At 66.1% G+C, this 3,577-nt stretch carries 2 protein-coding genes; both read right to left on the reverse strand.

The window, feature by feature from the left end; genetic code table 11:
• Positions 1-364: 364 nt before the first annotated feature.
• Entirely contained in the window at positions 365-1,003 is a 639-nt protein-coding gene (locus BGN95_RS13230; protein WP_265268391.1) for a response regulator, read from the reverse strand.
• A 2-nt stretch (positions 1,004-1,005) separates the two neighbouring features.
• On the reverse strand, positions 1,006-3,577 hold a 2,572-nt coding region (locus tag BGN95_RS13235), incomplete at its 5' end, for a sensor histidine kinase (RefSeq protein ID WP_286772874.1).

Below are 3,577 nucleotides of genomic sequence, written 5' to 3' on the forward strand. Positions count from 1 at the left end.
ACCCGCGAGGCCTCGTCAGGCAATTAGGGGGCAACGACAGCGAGTGCATTGGCCGCGGCTGCGTCACCTTGGCGGCAGCGGGCAGGGCGACGTGCGAATATGTGCGGATCGCGGGGTTTGCGGTAGACGACCGCCCGCTCGTCAAGAGGGCTGGTACTGCGGTCATGTCGGCTTCCTTCACCCGATGAAGGAAGCAAATGCCGCACCTTTTGGACAAGCCTCCAACGGGTAGGGTCGTCCCACCTCGAAAGGGGAACGGGGCCTGATCGCCGGGGGCAGGCTGTTCGCCGAGCGGGTTTCCGAGATGCCAGCGCTCCCGTTCGCCCGACCGCAATGCTCGAGCCGGAAATTTGTCCGGCCGAGCCTAGATTTCGATGAACCCGCGCTTTGCCGCGATCGCCACGGCATGCGCCCGGTCCGAGGCTTCAAGCTTGGCGAAGATGCTCTTCATATGCGCCTTGACCGTATCCTCGGATATCGAGAGGTGGCGGGCAATCTGCTTGTTGGCATTGCCTCCGGCGGCGAGCTGAACCACCGTGATCTCGCGGCTCGTGAGTTCCTCCTGACCGATATGCACCGCGATCTGGCATGCGATCTCCGCAGGCACCCGCCGCAGCCCGGCATTCACCGCCCGAATTGTATCGAGCAGGTCGCGTCGCACCGCGCTCTTGAGAAGATAACCAGCCGCGCCGGCCTTCAGCGCGCGCACGGCATTGTTCTCGTCGGCATAGGTCGTGAGGACGATGATCCGCGCCGCGGCGAATTCGGCGCGAATGGCTGCGATCGCGTCGATGCCCCCCATGCCGGGCATCTGCAGATCCATTAAGGTGACATCGGGCCGGGCCGAGCGATAGGCTTCCACCGCCTCGGCCCCGTTCGAGGCTTCTGCAACCAGTTCCATATCCGGCTGGCCGCCGATCAGCGCGGCGAGACCGTCGCGCAGCAGCGGATGATCGTCGACCGTCATCAGTCTGATCGCGCGGCTCTGGTTCGGCGAATTCACCTTCAATCCTCGATCAGCCAGCGACGGTGGGCGAAGCGACTCGATAGCCCGGATCTTTGCTCATAGGCGATCGATGCCGGGACGGTCAGCGTCACCTGCGTTCCGCCACCGGGGCGGCTGGCGATCGAGAATTTGCCCCGGACAACTTCGGCTCGCTCGCGCATCCCCGTCATCCCGAAATGATCGGGCCGCCCGCCGCCCGCGGCCACCTCCGGCGCGATTCCAATCCCGTTATCGGCAATTTGCAACAGGAATTCGCGCTTATGATAGATGATGTTCACGATGATCTTCTGGGCTTTCGAATGACGCAGGGCATTGAGGATCGCCTCGTCCCCGATGCGCAATATCTCGGCGTGAACAGGCGGACATAGCCGGCGCGGCGGCCCTTCGGTGACGACGTGGAAGGTCGCCGAGGATGCGGTGCCGGCTTGCGCGGCGGTATCCGCGAAATGCTGGGCGATATTGTCGCTGGTCGATGTAGTGCGCAGGTTGCGGACGCTGTCGCGTCCCTCCGCAAGCGCCGCGTCAGCCCGGTCGAGCGCCTCCTCCAGGTTCGCGCGGGCGCCGTGCGAAGGCGGCAACGTGTCGATCGCCGATTGGAAGCGATAGATCAGCCCTTGAAAGCCTTGCAGCAAGGTATCGTGAAGCTCTCGCGCGATCCGCTCGCGCTCGCGCAACCGGCCTTCGACCTGCTGGCGGATCGTGGACGCCACTTGCCGCATGCGCAGCGAATAGAGCAGCCAGCCGCCAGCGATGAACGCGATCGCGATGAGGACCTTGAACCAGATGCTCTGCCAGAGGGTCGGCAGGATGTCGAAGCTCACCGTCGCGCCGGAGCGATTCCAGACCCCGTCATTGTTGGCCGCGATGACCTGGAAACGATAATGACCCGGGCCGAGGCCGGTATAGAAAGCCTGTCGCCGGTGCCCCGGATCGACCCACGCGGCGTCGACCCCTTCGAGCCGGTAACGGAAACGCACGCGCTCGGGGATCGAAAGGCTGAGCGCGGCATAATCGATCTGGACGCCGGTCGTGCCGGCCGGAAGGTGGATCGGTGCGCCGGTCGCGAAGGATCTGCCGCCGGCAACGAGCCGATTGATCGACACCGGCGGAACCAGCGCGTTCTTCGACAGATGCTGCGGATCGATCCACGCGATGCCGTGGCTGGTGACGAACCACAGGCGGTGATCTTGTGCCTCGATCGCGGTCGGCGTGTTCGAATCCTGCTGCGCCACCCCGGGTAGGCCATCGTCGAGGTCGAAGAGGGTGGAGCGTAGTTCGCGCTCGGGATGGACGAAGGCGGCGGCGAGATCCGCGACCGCAACCCTCGTCACCCCGGAAATGCCGTTCAGCCAGACGGCGCCGTCGCTTCCCAGCACCATGCCGGACAGTCGGCTGAGCCGCGGATGTCTTTCCGCACGGAGCGTCTGGAAACGCCGTCCGTCGAAGCGCGCGAGCCCGAAGTCGCCCAATATGTAGATCTGCTCGCCGATTGACGTGACGAGCTCGATCCTGCCGGCCGCGAGCCCGTTCTCCTCCGAAGCAGCGATCTGCCGATTCTCGTCGAGCATGACGAGGTGGTCGACATAGTTGAGCCAGACCCGGCCGCGCGCATCCGACAGCATCTGGACCGGCGCACGGCGCTGGGCGCCGAGCGGCGGCGGCGCTCGCCTCCATCCGCTCGGATAACGGCAGAAGATGCCGTGCTCCAACACCGCCGCGCAGAGCAAATCGGCGCTTTCCAGCCAGCCGGTCACCGTGCCTTGCGCGTCGCGGGGCAGCGCCGCGAAGCGAAAATGCGAGCCTGCGAGGCGCGCGATGCCGTCATCAAACCCCGCCCACAGAGCGTTCGACCGGTCGACATGGAGCGACCGCGGCCAACCGCGGTAATGCGCGATTGGTTGCGCGGCGCGATTGGCGTGCGCCTCGAACAAGGTCTCGCCGGTGAGGACATAGACGGCGCCGTCCTTGCCGGCCGCAATCTGAAAACCCTTGCGCGACGTCGGCGGGAGACCCGGCGCGGCGACTGCATTGGCTTCCCGGAAGCGATCGAGACCGAGATTAGTCCCGACCCAGATATTTCCCTCGCGATCTTCGAGCAGCGGGCTGGCAATGTCCGAACTCAGCCCGTTCTTCAGCGTGAAGCGCTCGAGCGACCGCGAAGCCGGCGGCCGATCGTTGCCGATGACGCGGAAGATCCCGCCGGCCGCGCGCGCGGCCCACAACACACCGTCGCGATCGATCAGCATCGGCTCGCCACTCGGCTCGACACTGGACGGAACGCCCGAGGGCGGCGCGCTTTTCAGCCCAGCGGGCTGCAGCGAGCCGGCGATCGCGTGGATCGGCCGCGAGCCACCCGGCGAGAGCCAGATACGGCCGTCGCGCGCCTCGAAGATACGCGCGCGCGCAGCGGCCGGTTCGACGGTCCGCTCGAACCTTTGTGCCTCGGGGCGTAATACCCACAGCCATCCTGCGGTCGTGGTCCAGACCGATCCATCGCGCGCGACCACGACGCTCGAAACGGCGCCGGCGGGAAGGCCGGCTTCGTCGCCGATGAAGCTCCACCGGCCCGCC

Source organism: Sphingomonas sp. 66-10 (genome assembly GCF_001897045.1).
Taxonomy (GTDB): domain Bacteria; phylum Pseudomonadota; class Alphaproteobacteria; order Sphingomonadales; family Sphingomonadaceae; genus Sphingomonas; species Sphingomonas lycopersici.